Here is a 14891-nt window from a genome sequence, read left to right on the forward strand (position 1 = left end):
CAACACAAGATGAAGGCTTATGCGGGCTTTTTCAAGCCCGCCGATGATCGGAAAACCCGACCAGCCCTATTTTGAGCGGCTTATATTAAGCGGGGCGCTTTTCGATCACTGCGTCGATCAACCCGTATTCACGTGCGGCTTCGGCGCTCATGAAGTTGTCGCGGTTGGTGTCGCGCTCGATTTCTTCCAGGGTGTGCCCGCTGTGCTTGGCCATCAGCGTGTTGAGACGTTCGCGGATGAAGAGGATTTCCTTGGCGTGGATTTCGATGTCCGACGCCTGGCCCTGGAAACCGCCCAGTGGCTGGTGAATCATCACGCGCGAGTTCGGCAGGCAGTAACGCTTGCCCTCGGCACCTGCGGTCAGCAGGAACGCGCCCATGCTGCAGGCCTGGCCAATGCAGGTAGTCGATACGTTCGGCTTGATGAACTGCATGGTGTCGTAGATCGACATACCCGCTGTCACCGAACCGCCCGGCGAGTTGATGTAGAGATGGATGTCCTTGTCCGGGTTTTCCGCTTCAAGGAACAGCAGTTGCGCACAGATCAGGTTGGCCATGTAGTCCTCTACCGGGCCCACCAGAAAGATCACTCGCTCCTTGAGCAGGCGCGAGTAGATGTCGTAGGCGCGTTCGCCACGAGCGGACTGCTCGACAACCATCGGGACCAAGCCGCCTGCGGCCTGGATATCAGAGTTCTGCTGAATATAGGAATTACGGAACATGCTCTGCAGTTACTCCCAAATAGTCATGTCTTGAAAACGCATAAGCCAGCGCGAGGCTGGCTTATGGTTGTATTTCCAACGAGTTGGACAATCAGTCGGCTTGTGCTGCTTCCGCCGGTTTGACTGCTTCTTCGTAAGAGACCGCTTTATCGGTCACCTTAGCCTTCTGCAGAACAGTATCCACAACTTGTTCTTCCAGCACAACCGAACGTACTTCGTTCAGTTGCTGGTCGTTCTTGTAGTACCAAGCCACAACCTGCTCAGGCTCCTGGTAGGCCGAAGCCATTTCCTGGATCATTTCGCGAACGCGGTCTTCGTCAGGCTTGAGGTCGAACTGCTTGACCACTTCAGCCACGACCAGGCCCAGTACCACACGACGCTTGGCTTGCTCTTCGAACAGCTCGGCCGGCAGTTGGTCTGGCTTGATGTTGCCGCCGAACTGCTGAACAGCTTGTACGCGCAGGCGATCCACTTCGTTGGACAGCAGGGCCTTAGGCACTTCGATCGGGTTGGCAGCCAGCAGACCGTCCATGACCTGGTTCTTGACCTTGGATTTGATGGCCTGGCGCAGCTCGCGCTCCATGTTCTTGCGAACTTCGGTGCGGAAGCCTTCGATACCGGTTTCCTTGATACCGAACTGATTGAAGAACTCTTCGTTCAGCTCTGGCAGCTTAGGCTCGGAAACGCTGTTGACCGTCACGGTGAACTCGGCGGCTTTGCCAGCCAGGTCCAGGTTCTGGTAGTCAGCAGGGAAAGTCAGGTTCAGAACGCGCTCTTCACCGGCCTTGGCGCCGACCAGACCGTCTTCGAAACCAGGGATCATGCGGTTGGAACCCAGCACCAGCTGAGTACCCTTGGCGGAGCCGCCAGCGAACGCTTCGCCGTCAACCTTGCCCACGAAATCGATGTTCAGCTGGTCTTCGTTCTGGGCGGCACGGTCGGCCACTTCGAAACGAGTGTTCTGCTTGCGCAGGATTTCCAGCATGTTGTCCAGGTCCGAATCAGCCACTTCGGCGCTCAGGCGCTCGATAGCGATACCGTCGAAACCGGCCACTTCGAACTCAGGGAAGACTTCGAATACGGCAACGTACTCCAGGTCCTTGCCTGCTTCCAGGGACTTAGGTTCGATCGAAGGCGAACCAGCCGGGTTCAGCTTTTGCTCAACCACTGCTTCATAGAAGGAAGCCTGGATCACGTCACCGACGGCTTCATTGCGCGCATCAGCACCAAAACGGCGCTTGATTTCGCTCATTGGCACTTTGCCTGGACGGAAACCAGCGATCTTGGCCTTTTGGGCAGTCTGCTGCAGACGCTTGTTGACCGCAGTCTCGATGCGCTCAGCCGGCACGGTGATGCTCATGCGGCGCTCGAGAGCAGTAGTATTTTCAACAGAAACTTGCATGGATATTCCTCGTTGCACAGACGTTAGCCGGCCATTTCCGACCCCAATCAAGGGCATGCATTCTAGTGGGTCAAACTCAAGAAGTCACCCTACTGGAAATACGCCCGTAAACAGCCGGCAATTTATCGGTACGAAGGCACTGTCGCGCCCCGCCCCGGTGACAAATAAAGCCAATCACGCCAGGGCTCTGCGCCGCCCCTTCTATATATAGAAGGGGTCGTCACCCATCTCCCTGACGCCCACCCCGCAGTGAGGGCAGATAGACAACGCAGCATCATCGAGACACATAAATACGATGAAATGCACCGCCATCGCGACCCAGAACCTGCAGCCACGAAAATCCGAACCGCCAAAACCAAAAAAGGCGCCAGACTGTTAAATCTGGCGCCTTTCGAATATGGGGTGGACGAAGGGGATCGAACCCTCGACAACGGGAGTCACAATCCCGTGCTCTACCAACTGAGCTACGCCCACCATATTGCGTTAACAAAGAAACCAAACCACTTCTTTGTCGAGCCCTACCCTGCGTATAGACCGAGTAAAGCTTTATTGGTGCGGATGAAGAGACTCGAACTCTTACGCCTCGCGGCGCTGGAACCTAAATCCAGTGTGTCTACCAATTCCACCACATCCGCGCTTGAAGCTCTTAAAGCAAAGGCGCCAGACGATTAATCTGGCGCCTTTTCAAAATATGGGGTGGACGAAGGGGATCGAACCCTCGACAACGGGAGTCACAATCCCGTGCTCTACCAACTGAGCTACGCCCACCATATAGCGCTACTTGTGCCAAAGCTGCCTAATGGCGCACCCGGCAGGACTCGAACCTGCGACCATCCGCTTAGAAGGCGGATGCTCTATCCAGCTGAGCTACGGGCGCCTTATTAATCTGTACTCTTGGAGGATTACAAACTAAGTGCTTCCAGCCTTACAGAACAACGATTCTGCTCGACCTTCTTAACCAGTGCTAGGCTGTGCCCGACAAGTGCGACGAATAGTATAGAGGGCCTGGAAACCCGTCAAATCTTTTTTGAAAAAAATTCATTTTATTTAAGGGGTTAGGCCAATTTGCGGACCAAGCGCCTTTGCCCTCACGTCATGGCGTGCGAGAATGCGCGCACTTTTCCTCCCCCTCTCGATGGTTAATCACGCGTAATGACTGCACAACTTATCGACGGCAAATCAATCGCCGCCAGCCTGCGCCAGCAGATCGCCAAACGAGTCACCGAGCGCAGCCAACAAGGCTTGCGCACGCCTGGCCTCGCGGTGATCCTGGTCGGCAGCGATCCTGCCTCTCAGGTTTATGTCTCGCACAAGCGTAAAGACTGTGAAGAGGTCGGCTTTATTTCCAAGGCCTACGACCTGCCTGCCGACACCACCCAGCAGGCCCTGACCGACCTGATCGACAGCCTCAACGACGACCCGGCGATGGACGGCATCCTCCTGCAATTGCCATTGCCTGCGCACCTCGACGCATCCAAGTTGCTGGAACGCATCCGCCCAGACAAAGACGTCGACGGTTTCCATCCTTATAACGTCGGTCGCCTGGCCCAGCGTATCCCGCTGCTGCGCCCGTGCACGCCCAAAGGCATCATGACCCTGCTGGAAAGCACCGGTGTCGACCTGTACGGCCTCGACGCCGTTGTTGTCGGCGCGTCCAACATCGTGGGCCGCCCCATGGCCATGGAGTTGCTGCTGGCCGGTTGCACCGTGACCGTGACCCACCGCTTCACCAAGGACCTCGCCGGCCACGTTGGCCGTGCCGATCTGGTCGTTGTGGCCGCCGGCAAGCCGGGACTGGTCAAGGGCGAATGGATCAAGGAAGGCGCCATCGTCATCGACGTGGGCATCAACCGCCAGGAAGACGGCAAGCTGGTGGGTGACGTAGTGTACGAGACCGCCCTGCCCCGCGCTGGCTGGATCACCCCGGTGCCAGGCGGCGTTGGCCCGATGACCCGTGCCTGCCTGCTGGAAAATACCCTGTATGCAGCCGAAACCCTGCACGACTAATAACCAGCAGCACTGAAAAAGCCCTGCCTTATCGCAGGGCTTTTTATTGCCCGGAAGAAAACCTGTTTTTTCTTAGTTTTTAAGCACTTTCGTCTGGTTTTAGAAGAACATTCGACAGTCTCTCGTCCATACTCCTAAAATGTAACGCCATTTGTCACAAAACCCGTTTCCCAACGGTATTTCTTACTTTTTTAGCGAGTTCATCCGCGTGAAAATTCGTCTTTCTATTGTCAGCCTATTTTTTGTTTTCACAGGCACCTTTGCGCACGCCGCCGAATCCACCCTGGCGCCGCGTGATCCGTCCAAACTGCAGATCGCTTCCGGCAGCGCCATGCTGGTGGATCTGCAAACCAACAAGGTCATCTACGCCAGCAACCCCGACGTGGTGGTGCCTATCGCCTCGGTGAGCAAGCTGATGACGGGCCTGATCGTGCTCGAAGCCAAGCAGAACATGGACGAGTACATCGACATCAACATCACCGACACACCGGAAATGAAAGGTGTGTTCTCGCGCGTGAAGATCGGCAGTCAGATGCCGCGCAAAGAGATGCTGCTGATCGCCCTGATGTCCTCGGAAAACCGCGCCGCCGCGAGCCTGGCGCACCACTATCCGGGCGGCTACGCGGCTTTTATTGCCGCGATGAACGCCAAGGCCAAGGCTCTGGGCATGACCAGCACCCATTATGTTGAGCCCACCGGCCTGTCGATCCACAACGTGTCCACCGCCCGTGACCTGAGCAAGCTGCTGGCCTACGCACACAAGTTTCCAATGCTGAGCCAGCTGAGCACCACCAAGGAAAAGACCGTAGCGTTCCGCAAGCCCAACTACACCCTGGGCTTCTCCAACACCGACCACCTGATCAATCGCGCCAACTGGGATATCAAGCTGACCAAGACCGGCTTTACCAACCAGGCTGGCCATTGCCTGGTACTGGTGACGAGCATGGGGAATCGCCCGGTGTCGCTGGTAATCCTGGATGCGTTCGGCAAATTCACGCACTTTGCCGATGCCAGCCGTATTCGTAGCTGGGTTGAAACCGGCAAGGGCGGCTCGGTGCCGGACGTTGCGCTGCGCTACAAGGCTGACAAGAACCTGAAGAACCGCGCGAACGCAGCCGAAGTCCGCCGCTAAAGAACACCGAAGACCCCATGTGGGAGGAGCAATCCCCCTCCCACATTTTTATCTGTGTTCCGCCAGCACTTTGAGTGCCTGCGCAGCCGCCTGCTCCTGCCCGGCCTGGGCCGTCGCATTCGCCGCATCCCGCCAACGCTGCGCATCCACATTGGCCGGCAACTGGCTCGGGCGCTGGTTGAGGATTGCCCAGTGCCCGGCGCTGTTCCACTTCGACTCAAAGTCGCTGAAGCTCATCAGCAGGCGTCGGTCCATGCCTGAGCGCAACAGCACCGTGCTTTTCTGCTGGTTGAAACCCACCACGACCACGTAGTGCGCGTCAGACAACAGGCCGCCGCCAATCCGTGCCATCACCGGGTAACCCGCCGCCACCTGCGCCAGAACCGCGGTCAGCTTGGCGTCCAGCGGGTACACCATCAGCCCGTACTCACGGGCCAGCACCTGCATGTTGCGCTCCAGGTCCGCTTCACCGCCCGGCAAATGCAACGGCTTATCCAACAGGCCCGGTGTCATGACAATGCCTTGTTGCGACAGCATGCTGGCTAACGCCGTAGGACCACTCTGATAAGCCTCGCTGCGAAAGGTCGGCACACCATTGAGTTCGACACGTTCCGGCAGGCCCGGAAGTTTCGACGGATGCCCGGAACAGGCCGCGAGCCCTATGACACAGGCCAGCAACAAGGATGTTTTAACGTTCGACCGTAACCGCAATTTTTTACTCTCTTGATCAACTGCCGGTGAGGGCCCTGATCATAGGACGCTCTGCCACGCGGGTATAGCCCACAGGCTTAGTAAAGCGTCGTGGATAGAGCAAACGAGTTGGTCGAACACGACCATTGGTCAATAGCAGGCAACCACCGGGTAGCTAGACTGTCCATTGAGAAGACTGTGTGTGCCCCCTGCGGGGCGAAAGGAGGCCAAAATGAGCCTTGCAACAACGATTTTCCTGTTGATCTGCGGATGGCTGGCGGTAGCCAGCGCCATGTTGTGGGGGGTGTTGCGCATTACCCGCCGGCACCATCACCCCCACGTCAAACCTGCGGCGCCCGCCAAGCCCCATAGAGCGGCGGTGCACCACGCCTAGCCAGGCATGCAATTGAAATCCTGAGTTGCTGCGACTTCCTTACCGTGCCCATCCCTCAGGGATGCTCGCACGGTGGTGCCCAGGCTGGACTCCACCAGGGTGTAATGCTCACCCGCCTTGAAATGCTTGTACTCGACACGGCCCTGGCAGTCCTGCTGGTTGTCGTCGCCAGCCTCTTCCTCGAATAACGTCACATCCAGGCGATGATCTCCAGGCGCCACTTCAAAAAAGCGGCCGTCATCCACGCGCTTGCCATCCACGCGTTCGGCCATCAGGTCATTCGGTGCTTCCTCTTTCAAACCAATCCAGGCTTCGCTCGGATCAGCCTTCGGGATTGGGCCCGCACACGCCGACAACAACAAAACAGCGCCAAGGGCAGGGATCAACAACAGAGGTTTCAGTGACATGGCAGGGCTCCAAAGGGCATCAATAAAAAGTCGTATCCGATGGGTCACAAGCTTGGCGAGCCGCCCTTTGTAGAACAAATGAATACATATGAAACGATCTTCAGCCCTTAACTAAATGTTCCTTCACCTGGCTGAAAGGCGCGTGTTAGGTGGGTCGGGCAAGACTGCCGGGGTTTGCAATCCTGCTCCCTCGGAGGTTCACGCATGCTCGGGCTGGTAAAGACCGCACTGCAAAAGCCGTACACGTTTATCGTGTTGGCCATATTCATCTGCATCATCGGGCCGATGGCGGCCCTGCGAACCCCCACCGACGTGTTCCCCGACATCGGCATCCCGGTGGTCGCCGTGGTCTGGCAGTACAACGGCCTGTCGCCGGACGCCATGGCCGGTCGGGTGATCTACACCTACGAACGCTCCCTGAGCACCACCGTCAACGACATCGAACATATCGAATCGCAATCCCTGCCCGGCATGGGCATCGTGAAGATTTTCTTCCAGCCCGGCGTCGACATCCGCACTGCCAACGCCCAAGTGACCGCCGTGTCACAGACCGTGCTCAAGCAGATGCCACCGGGTATCACGCCGCCGCTGATCCTCAACTACAGCGCCTCCACGGTGCCGATCCTGCAAATGGCGTTCTCCAGCCCGACGCTGTCGGAAGCCAGGATTCGCGACCTGGTACAGAACAATATCCGCCTGCCCCTCAGCGCTCTCCCCGGCCTGGCCATGCCCACGCCAATGGGCGGCAAACAGCGCCAGATCACCCTCGATCTCGACCCCCAGGCGCTGGCTGCCAAGGGCTTGTCGGCCCAGGATGTGGGCAATGCCCTGGCGCTGCAGAACCAGATCATTCCGGTGGGCACCGCCAAACTCGGCCCCAACGAATACACGATCCTGCTCAACAACAGCCCCAAGGCTATCGATGAGCTCAACGACCTGCCGATCAAGACCGTCGACGGCGCGCTGATCACCATCGGCCAGGTTGCCCATGTGCGCGACGGCTCGCCGCCGCAGACCAACATCGTGCGCGTCGACGGCCATCGCGCGGTGCTGATGCCGGCGTTGAAAAACGGCAGCATTTCCACCCTGTCGATCATCGACGGTATCCGCAAGATGCTGCCGCGCATCAACGAAACCCTGCCGCCGTCACTGAAAACCTCGTTGCTGGGCGACGCGTCGGTGTTCGTCAAGCAATCGGTGGGCAGCGTGGCCCAGGAAGGCATCATCGCCGCGCTGCTGACCAGTGCGATGATCCTGCTGTTCCTCGGCAGCTGGCGCTCCACGCTCATTATTGCGGCGTCGATTCCCCTGGCGGTGCTGTCGGCCATTGCGCTGCTGGCCGTCAGCGGACAAACCCTCAACGTCATGACCCTCGGCGGGCTGGCGTTGGCGGTGGGGATCCTGGTGGACGACGCCACGGTGACCATCGAAAACATCAACTGGCACCTGGAGCAAGGCAAGGCGGTGAAGACCGCGATCCTCGACGGCGCCGCGCAAATTGTCGGCCCGGCGTTCGTCTCACTGCTGTGCATCTGCATCGTGTTCGTGCCGATGTTCCTGCTGCAAGGCATCGCCGGTTATCTGTTCCGGCCGATGGCGCTGGCGGTGATCTTTGCCATGGCCAGCTCGTTCATTCTCTCGCGCACCTTGGTGCCGACACTGGCGATGTTCCTGCTCAAGCCACATATGCCGGAGCCAGGTGCCGGACATCACCCTGAAGACGAATTCATCAACCACCATGAGGGCGAGCAGCACAAGAAACCGCGCAATGCCGCGCTGCAAGCCGTGCTGAATTTCCAGCAAGGTTTCGAGCGCCACTTCTCGAATATCCGCGACACCTACCATGGCTTGCTGACGTTGGCCCTGGGTCATCGCAAGCGCTTTATCGTGGGCTTTCTGGCCTGTGTGCTCGCCTCATTCCTGCTAATACCCAGCCTTGGCCAGGACTTTTTCCCGGCGACGGATGCCGGTGCGCTGGCCTTGCATGTGCGCCTGCCGCTGGGCACGCGCATCGAAGAAAGCGCTGCCGCCTTCGACCGCATCGAAGCACGGATCCGTGAAGTGATCCCCGCCGAGGAACTGGACACCATCGTCGATAACATCGGCATCCCGCTCAGCGGCATCGACATGGCCTACAGCAGCAGCGGCACCATCGGCCCGCAGGATGGCGACATTCAGGTCAGCCTGAAAAAACACCACGCACCCACCGCCGACTACGTGAAAAAACTGCGTGAAGCGCTGCCACAAAGTTTCCCCGGCAGCCACTTCGCGTTCCTGCCGGCGGACATCAGCAGCCAGATCCTCAACTTCGGCGCGCCGGCGCCGCTGGACGTAAAAATCTCTGGGCGCAGCGATGAAGAAAACCGCGCCTACGCCGTCGAGTTGGAACGTCGCCTGCAACACGTGCCCGGCATCGCCGACCTGCGCATCCAGCAGTCCACCGGCTACCCGTCGCTGCAGGTGAATGTCGACCGCATGCGCGCCAACGGCCTTGGCATTACCGAGCGGGACGTGACCAACAGCATGGTTGCCTCCCTCGCCGGCAGTTCGCAAACCGCGCCGACCTTCTGGCTCAACCCGGCCAACGGCGTGTCCTATTCCATCGTCGCCGCCACCCCGCAATACCGCCTCGACAGCCTGCCGTCACTGGAAGCCCTGCCGGTGACCGGCGCCGATGGCCAGTCACAGATCCTCGGCGGCGTGGCAACCATCTCCCGCGTGCAAAGCCCGGCGGTGGTGACCCACTACAACATCGAACCGACCCTGGACCTGTACGCCAACGTGCAAGGCCGCGACCTCGGCGGCGTGGCCCGCGACGTGCAAAAAGTGCTGGATGACACCGCGTCCCTGCGCCCCAAAGGCGCGGTGATCAGCCTGCATGGGCAAATCGATGCGCTGCATGAAGCCTTCAGCGGCCTGAGCCTCGGCCTGCTCGGCGCGGTGGTGCTGATCTACCTGCTGATCGTGGTCAACTTCCAGTCGTGGGCCGACCCGTTTGTGATCATTACGGCCTTGCCTGCGGCACTCGCAGGGATCGTGTGGATGCTGTTCCTCAGCGGCACCTCATTGTCGGTGCCGGCGCTCACCGGAGCCATCTTGTGCATGGGCGTCGCCACGGCCAACTCGATCCTGGTGGTGAGCTTCTGCCGTGAGCGCCTGGCCGAACATGGTGATGCGTTGAAGGCCGCCATGGAGGCCGGTTACACGCGCTTCCGCCCGGTGTGCATGACTGCCCTGGCGATGATCATCGGCATGTTGCCCCTGGCGATTTCCGAAGAGCAGAACGCCCCGCTCGGGCGCGCCGTTATCGGCGGTTTGATCTTCGCCACCCTCGCCACGTTGTTGTTTGTTCCCGTGGTCTTCAGCCTGGTCCACGGTCGTCACCCTACTCGCGCAGTTGCAGGAGAAACCCCACATGTCGTCTGATCACAAACCCTCGCGCAAGCGTCTGATGCTCATGGGTGTCGGCGGCCTGACCCTGGCCGCCCTGTTGGTCGCCAACGGCTTGCATGCCCGCACGCTGCACGAACAATCGGTCACCGCCTGGACCGAGACCGCCGCCATCCCGCAGGTGATGGTGTTCCAGCCCAAGCAGAATGTGGCCGGCGACACCTTGCGCCTGCCGGCGCACCTGGAAGCCTGGAGCAAGGCACCGATCCACGCCCGCGTCAGCGGCTATTTGAAGGACTGGAAAGTCGACATCGGCAGCCAGGTCAAGGCCGGGCAAGTCCTCGCTGAAATCGACAGCCCCGACCTCGATCAGCAACTGGCACAAACCCGTGCACGCCTGGTGCAGGAACAGGCCAATGCACGCCTGGCAGAAACCACCGCCACGCGCTGGCAAAACCTGTTGGCCAGCCATTCGGTCTCGCGCCAGGAGGCCGATGAAAAAACCTCCAACGCCGCTGCCGCAAAGGCCAACGCCGAGGCCGCCGCTGCCGACTATGCACGACTGTCCGCCCTGGAAAGCTACAAGACGCTGCGCGCACCGTTCGCCGGCACCATCACCGCGCGCAACACCGATATCGGCCAATTGATCAAGGCCGACACCGACAGCGATCCGGAACTGTTCAACATCGCCGACACCCACCAATTGCGCCTCTATGTGCCGGTGCCGCAGAACTACGCGGCGGTCATCCATCCCGGCCTTGAAGCCGAGCTGACCGTGCCCGAGCATCCCGGCAAGCACTTCAAGGCGCGCTTGATCGGTGATTCCACCGCCATCGACCGCCGCTCCGGCACCCTGCTCGCCCAGTTCGTCGCCGACAACCCCAACGGCGAATTGCTGCCCGGTGATTATGCCGAGGCTACTCTGCCGATTCCGGCCGATACCCATGGCGTGAGCATCCCGGCCAGCGCGCTGATCTTCCGCGCCCAGGGCACCCAGGTGGCGGTGCTGGATGGGCAGAACCATGTGCACCTGCAAGCCATCCATATCGGCCTCGACCTAGGCGAACGCCTGGTGATCGACCAAGGTTTGAAGCCCGCCGACCGCATCGTCGACAACCCGCCCGATGCGTTGCGCGAAGGTGATCCCGTACAACTCGCCGATGCCTCCGGAGGTGCACATGCGCATAAGGCTTAAACCGCTCGCCGCGTTGATGCTGCTGACCTTACAAGGCTGCTCGATGGCCCCGACCTACAAGGTCCCGGCGATTGACCTGCCGGCCAACTACCGCGAACAGACCAGCGACGGCCCCTGGCACAGCGCGCAGCCGTCCGACCAACTGGCCCCCGAATGGTGGACGCTCTACAACGACACGCGCCTGAATGACCTGCAGCAGCAACTGCTCAAGGCCAACCCGGACTTGGCGGCGGCGCTGGCGCACTTCGATGCGTCCCAAGCCTATGCCAGTCAGCTACATGCCGGGCTGTTCCCACAGATCACCGCCAGCGCACAACCGTTGCGCCAGCGCCAATCTGACTCGCGGCCGTTGCGGGGGAATACACAACCGTCGGTGTACAACAGCAACACCGCCGGTTTTTCGTTGAGTTACGACCTGGACCTGTGGGGCAAAATTCGCAATCAGGTCGCGAACGGTGACGCCCAGGCGCAAGCGTCCGGGGATGACCTGGCGGTGGCGCGCCTGAGTTTGCAGCGTCAGTTGGCGACTTTGTACGTGCAGCTCAATGGGCTGGATGCGCAGAGCCGGATTCTTACTGGCTCGCTGGAGGATTTCAGCCAGGCACTGCAACTGACCCGCAGCCGTTACGAGGGCCAGATAGCCTCGGAGCTGGACCTGACCCGGGCGCAAAATCAATTGGCGCAGGCCAAGGCGCAATTGGATGAGGTACGCGGCCAACGCAACCTCACCGAGCACGCCATCGGTGAATTGGTAGGTGTGGCAGCCAGCGACTTCACGCTGCCACCCGGCCAGCAACTGATCGCCCTGCCGGGAATTCCGTCGCAGTTGCCAAGCCACCTGCTGCAACGTCGCCCGGATATTGCGGCGGCAGAGCGCCGGGTGTTTGCGGCCAACGCGAATATCGGCGTAGCCAAGGCGGCATGGTATCCGGACTTCAGCTTGACCGGGTTGATAGGCGGACAGACGCAGGGCGTTGGCAACCTGCTGTCGGCGGGTAATCGGTATTGGGCGCTGGGGCCGTTGGTAAATGTGCCGATCTTTGATGGCGGGCGCCTGAGCGCCAATGAACGCCAGGCCAAGGCCGAGTTTGAAGAAGCGTCCGCGCAGTACCGCAGCCAGGTGCTGAAGGCCGTGCGCGAGGTGGAAGATAACCTCGCGCAACTGCGGGATTTGCAGCAGCAAGCGCAGGATGAGCAAGCGGCGGCGGACGCGGCGCAACACACGCAATCGCTGGCGATGAACAGCTATCAAGCGGGTGCGGTGAGTTACCTGGATGTGGTGACAGCGCAGACGGCGGCGTTGCAAGCGCAGCGGACATTGCAGGCGGTGCAGACACGGCAGTTGCAGGCCAGTGTAGGACTCATGACTGCACTCGGCGGCGGCTGGCAACCTGGCGCCTGACATCACCTCCAGGCACAGTTCAAGCTAAATCCAGGAGAGAGCTTGCCCCCGATAGCGGTGAAACAGCCAGTTTATCCGTAGCTGAGCCACCGCAATCGGGAGCAAGCCCCCTCCCACACTAGCCCCGCGTCAGACACACAATGTATGAACACCGCTGAACCAATGTGGGAGGGGGCTTGCCCCCGATAGCGTCCTTCCAGACACATCCTGCCAAAAGCCCGCCCATCAACCTCTTGCTCTCCAATCTAGCCTCTCTAAGCACATCTAGAGAGGGCCAGGGAATGGCAGATTTACCCGCTTCACACCGCCTGCGCATCGGTCGATTCAGCGACCCCAACCGCATCTACCTCATCACCACCAACACCCACGAACGCATACCGATATTCGACAATTTCCAGCTCGCTCGCCTGGTGGTCTGGCAATTTCGGTTGGCCCAGTACCAAGGGCTGGCCAACTCGCTGGCGTGGGTCATCATGCCGGACCATTTCCATTGGCTGCTTGAACTGAAAAAAGGCTCGCTGACGGACTTGATGTGCCAGGTGAAGTCAAAAAGCACCAGGACCGTCAATGCCCTGAGCGGTCGCAAGGGACGGCTTTGGCAAGAAAGCTTTCATGACCGCGCACTGCGCAAGGAAGATGACTTGGTGAAAATGGCCCGGTATGTGGTGGCTAATCCATTGCGGGCGGGCTTGGTCGAGCGGATTGGCGACTACCCACTGTGGGATGCCATCTGGGTTTAACGTCAAACACAGTTCAAATGTGGGAGGGGGCTTGCTCCCGATTGCGGTAGGTCAGCCAGCTTATCTGTACTGATACACCGCAATCGGGAGCAAGCCCCCTCCCACATTTTTTACCCGCATTTCAAGCCGCGAGTTTGCCGCTGGCGATGGCTGCCGATGCAGCCACCATGGCGCGCAGCAAGACCGCACACCCCGCCGCCAGATCATCGGGGGCGGCATTCTCGATCTCGTTATGGCTGATCCCCCCCTCACACGGCACAAAGATCATCCCCGCAGGCCCCAACTCGGCGACAAAAATCGCGTCGTGCCCTGCCCCACTGACGATGTCCATGTTCGACAAGCCCAGCCCATTTGCCGCATCGCGCACGGCGTCGACGCAGCCTTTGTCGAAGTACAGCGGCGGGAAGTCAGCCGTGGGTTCCATTTCAAAACTCAACCCGTGCTTGGCACAGGTCTCGTCAATCACCTTGCGCACCTCGGCAATCATCGAATCCAACCGCGCCGGTTCCAAGTGACGAAAGTCCAAGGTCATGCGCACTTCGCCAGGAATGACGTTGCGTGAACCGGGATACGCCTGCAGGCAACCGACGGTCCCGCACGCATGGGGCTGATGCCCCAGCGCCGCCGCATTGACCGCAGCCACCACCGCTGCCGCGCCGACCAGGGCGTCCTTGCGCAGGTGCATCGGCGTCGGCCCCGCATGCGCTTCAACGCCGCGCAGTTTCAGGTCGAACCACTTTTGCCCGAGGGCGCCGAGCACCACGCCGATGGTCTTCTTCTCGTCCTCCAGAATCGGCCCTTGTTCGATATGCGCTTCGAAATACGCACCGACCTTGTGCCCACTCTCAGGACGGGTTCCCGCGTAGCCAATCGCATTCAGCGCATCACCCACGCTGACGCCGTCCGCATCAACCTTGGCCAAGGTATCGGCCAGGGTGAATTTCTCGGCAAATACCCCCGAGCCCATCATGCACGGCGGGAAGCGCGAGCCTTCCTCGTTGGTCCACACCACCACTTCCAAGGGCGCCTCGGTTTCGATCTTGAGGTCATTGAGCGTACGCAGCACCTCCACTCCCGCCAGCACGCCAAAGCAGCCATCGAACTTGCCACCTGTGGGCTGGGTGTCGATATGGCTGCCGGTCATCACCGGCGGCAGGTTGGGATTACGACCGGGACGGCGCGCGAAGATATTGCCGATGCCGTCGACGGTCACGATGCAACCAGCGTCTTCGCACCACTGCACAAACAGGTCGCGGGCCTTGCGGTCGAGGTCGGTGAGGGCCAGGCGGCACACGCCGCCCTTGGGAGTGGCACCGAGTTTGGCCAGGTCCATCAGCGACTGCCACAAGCGGTCGCGGTTGATGTGCTGGTGGGTCGATTGCAGAACGTCAAGGGCAGCGTTCATGGGGAT

12 protein-coding genes and 4 tRNA genes are annotated in these 14891 nt (G+C 60.1%); 7 read left to right on the plus strand and 9 right to left on the minus strand.

Annotated elements, in window-relative coordinates:
- Positions 1-85: 85 nt before the first annotated feature.
- The 6 genes from clpP to J1G35_RS03455 all read right to left on the minus strand — a co-directional run bounded on the left by clpP (position 86) and on the right by J1G35_RS03455 (position 3000).
- Positions 86-721 (minus strand): ATP-dependent Clp endopeptidase proteolytic subunit ClpP, encoded by a 636-nt coding sequence (clpP, locus tag J1G35_RS03430; RefSeq protein WP_003174822.1) that lies wholly within the window; start codon positions 719-721, stop codon positions 86-88.
- A gap of 91 nt (positions 722-812) precedes the next feature.
- Entirely contained in the window at positions 813-2123 is a 1311-nt protein-coding gene (tig, locus tag J1G35_RS03435) for a trigger factor (RefSeq protein ID WP_053138471.1), read from the minus strand.
- 398 nt (positions 2124-2521) lie between these two features.
- Positions 2522-2597: transfer RNA gene (locus J1G35_RS03440), tRNA-His, on the minus strand.
- Positions 2598-2673: 76 nt separating this feature from the next.
- Positions 2674-2758: transfer RNA gene (locus J1G35_RS03445), tRNA-Leu, on the minus strand.
- A gap of 57 nt (positions 2759-2815) precedes the next feature.
- Positions 2816-2891 (minus strand) — tRNA-His (locus J1G35_RS03450).
- 32 nt (positions 2892-2923) lie between these two features.
- Positions 2924-3000: transfer RNA gene (locus tag J1G35_RS03455), tRNA-Arg, on the minus strand.
- A gap of 275 nt (positions 3001-3275) precedes the next feature.
- Between J1G35_RS03455 and folD the strand changes: the two genes are divergently transcribed.
- Complete coding sequence (folD, locus tag J1G35_RS03460) at positions 3276-4130, plus strand: bifunctional methylenetetrahydrofolate dehydrogenase/methenyltetrahydrofolate cyclohydrolase FolD (RefSeq protein WP_053138473.1); 855 nt, start codon at positions 3276-3278, stop codon at positions 4128-4130.
- A 208-nt stretch (positions 4131-4338) separates the two neighbouring features.
- The gene (gene pbpG / locus J1G35_RS03465; protein WP_223013518.1) at positions 4339-5262 is read left to right on the plus strand and encodes a D-alanyl-D-alanine endopeptidase; all 924 of its coding nucleotides are present in this window, start codon (positions 4339-4341) and stop codon (positions 5260-5262) included.
- Positions 5263-5310: 48 nt separating this feature from the next.
- On the opposite strand, the gene J1G35_RS03470 is transcribed toward pbpG, so the two are convergent.
- Positions 5311-5973 carry a C39 family peptidase gene (locus tag J1G35_RS03470; RefSeq protein ID WP_223013520.1) on the minus strand — a complete coding sequence of 221 codons (663 nt, stop codon included), beginning with the start codon at positions 5971-5973 and terminating at the stop codon, positions 5311-5313.
- Positions 5974-6184: 211 nt separating this feature from the next.
- Here J1G35_RS03470 and J1G35_RS03475 point away from each other — a divergent pair, with 211 nt between their 5' ends.
- Positions 6185-6346: a hypothetical protein gene (locus tag J1G35_RS03475; protein ID WP_172681524.1), complete on the plus strand. Its 162-nt coding sequence runs from the start codon at positions 6185-6187 to the stop codon at positions 6344-6346.
- On the opposite strand, the gene J1G35_RS03480 is transcribed toward J1G35_RS03475, so the two are convergent.
- Positions 6343-6753, minus strand: a complete 411-nt coding sequence (locus J1G35_RS03480; RefSeq protein WP_053138482.1) for a hypothetical protein — start codon at positions 6751-6753, stop codon at positions 6343-6345. The genes J1G35_RS03475 and J1G35_RS03480 overlap by 4 nt on opposite strands.
- A 204-nt stretch (positions 6754-6957) precedes the next feature.
- On the opposite strand from J1G35_RS03480, the gene J1G35_RS03485 reads away from it, so the two are divergent.
- From J1G35_RS03485 to J1G35_RS03500, 4 genes are all read left to right on the plus strand, one after another.
- A complete protein-coding gene (locus tag J1G35_RS03485) occupies positions 6958-10179 on the plus strand; it encodes an efflux RND transporter permease subunit (protein ID WP_223013522.1) in 3222 nt (1073 codons plus the stop codon).
- On the plus strand, positions 10169-11338 hold the full coding sequence (locus tag J1G35_RS03490) for an efflux RND transporter periplasmic adaptor subunit (RefSeq protein WP_053138486.1): 1170 nt from the start codon (positions 10169-10171) through the stop codon (positions 11336-11338). Before J1G35_RS03485 ends, J1G35_RS03490 begins: the two co-directional genes overlap by 11 nt.
- On the plus strand, positions 11322-12740 hold the full coding sequence (locus J1G35_RS03495; protein ID WP_223013524.1) for an efflux transporter outer membrane subunit: 1419 nt from the start codon (positions 11322-11324) through the stop codon (positions 12738-12740). Before J1G35_RS03490 ends, J1G35_RS03495 begins: the two co-directional genes overlap by 17 nt.
- A 281-nt stretch (positions 12741-13021) precedes the next feature.
- Positions 13022-13480 carry a transposase gene (locus J1G35_RS03500; RefSeq protein ID WP_223013526.1) on the plus strand — a complete coding sequence of 153 codons (459 nt, stop codon included), beginning with the start codon at positions 13022-13024 and terminating at the stop codon, positions 13478-13480.
- Between the two features lie 121 nt (positions 13481-13601).
- Here the strand turns inward: J1G35_RS03500 and J1G35_RS03505 are convergent, their stop codons facing one another.
- Positions 13602-14885, minus strand: a complete 1284-nt coding sequence (locus J1G35_RS03505; protein ID WP_223013528.1) for a Zn-dependent hydrolase — start codon at positions 14883-14885, stop codon at positions 13602-13604.
- Positions 14886-14891 lie beyond the last annotated feature (6 nt).

The sequence above is a fragment of the Pseudomonas sp. SH10-3B genome (genome assembly GCF_019891415.1).
Taxonomy (GTDB): Bacteria; Pseudomonadota; Gammaproteobacteria; order Pseudomonadales; family Pseudomonadaceae; genus Aquipseudomonas.

Excerpts from the sequence above, each read along its gene's own strand:
- clpP (WP_003174822.1), bottom strand. The coding sequence starts at position 721 with ATGTTCCGTAATTCCTATATTCAGCAGAACTCTGATATCCAGGCCGCA.
- tig (WP_053138471.1), bottom strand. The coding sequence starts at position 2,123 with ATGCAAGTTTCTGTTGAAAATACTACTGCTCTCGAGCGCCGCATGAGC.
- folD (WP_053138473.1), top strand. The coding sequence starts at position 3,276 with ATGACTGCACAACTTATCGACGGCAAATCAATCGCCGCCAGCCTGCGC.
- J1G35_RS03475 (WP_172681524.1), top strand. The coding sequence starts at position 6,185 with ATGAGCCTTGCAACAACGATTTTCCTGTTGATCTGCGGATGGCTGGCG.
- J1G35_RS03480 (WP_053138482.1), bottom strand. The coding sequence starts at position 6,753 with ATGTCACTGAAACCTCTGTTGTTGATCCCTGCCCTTGGCGCTGTTTTG.
- J1G35_RS03485 (WP_223013522.1), top strand. The coding sequence starts at position 6,958 with ATGCTCGGGCTGGTAAAGACCGCACTGCAAAAGCCGTACACGTTTATC.
- J1G35_RS03490 (WP_053138486.1), top strand. The coding sequence starts at position 10,169 with ATGTCGTCTGATCACAAACCCTCGCGCAAGCGTCTGATGCTCATGGGT.
- J1G35_RS03495 (WP_223013524.1), top strand. The coding sequence starts at position 11,322 with ATGCGCATAAGGCTTAAACCGCTCGCCGCGTTGATGCTGCTGACCTTA.
- J1G35_RS03500 (WP_223013526.1), top strand. The coding sequence starts at position 13,022 with ATGGCAGATTTACCCGCTTCACACCGCCTGCGCATCGGTCGATTCAGC.
- J1G35_RS03505 (WP_223013528.1), bottom strand. The coding sequence starts at position 14,885 with ATGAACGCTGCCCTTGACGTTCTGCAATCGACCCACCAGCACATCAAC.